This is a genomic window from Cobetia sp. SIMBA_158 (assembly GCF_046566945.1).
GTDB lineage: Bacteria > Pseudomonadota > Gammaproteobacteria > Pseudomonadales > Halomonadaceae > Cobetia > Cobetia amphilecti.
In genome coordinates this window covers 1-448 of the sequence record NZ_JAWJYL010000066.1, presented here as the reverse complement: position 1 = coordinate 448, position 448 = coordinate 1, and the positions used below count along the sequence as shown (strand labels likewise).

1 protein-coding gene is annotated in these 448 nt (G+C 29.0%); it reads right to left on the bottom strand.

Annotated elements, in window-relative coordinates; genetic code table 11:
* A partial coding sequence (locus R2R70_RS18985; protein WP_410978748.1) for a hypothetical protein occupies positions 1-448 on the bottom strand: 448 nt, incomplete at both ends.

Sequence of the window (448 nt, the reverse complement as noted above, 5' to 3'; positions counted from 1 at the left end):
CTATACTTCTTAATGCAATTACAAAATCATTCCATACTCCGCCGATGTAAAATTGATTCATAAATTCATTTAATGAGTTCTCTAATTCAATTGAATCTTCTAATAGTCCATCAATCTCACCTAGCATTTTTGAAAAATGTTTCATAAGTGTCCCCCCTGTTATTTGAACACTCTGAAAAACTTCATCAATACTAATATCTCCACTCTTATATTTTTGAATTTGTTCATCAATAATCTGTTTTGCCTTTTCAATAATAGTCTTTAATATGTCAAGTTCAACTATTTTGTTCATATCCTGTGTTCTAACTGCCATTTTCGGTACTATAGATTCACCAAAAATAATTGTTTCATGTGTAGTAAGGGTACTACTTAATCCCCTTTCTTCAGAATTTATAGATTCTTGAAATTCAATCATATTCTCAAAAATTAAATTATCATGGACATGACA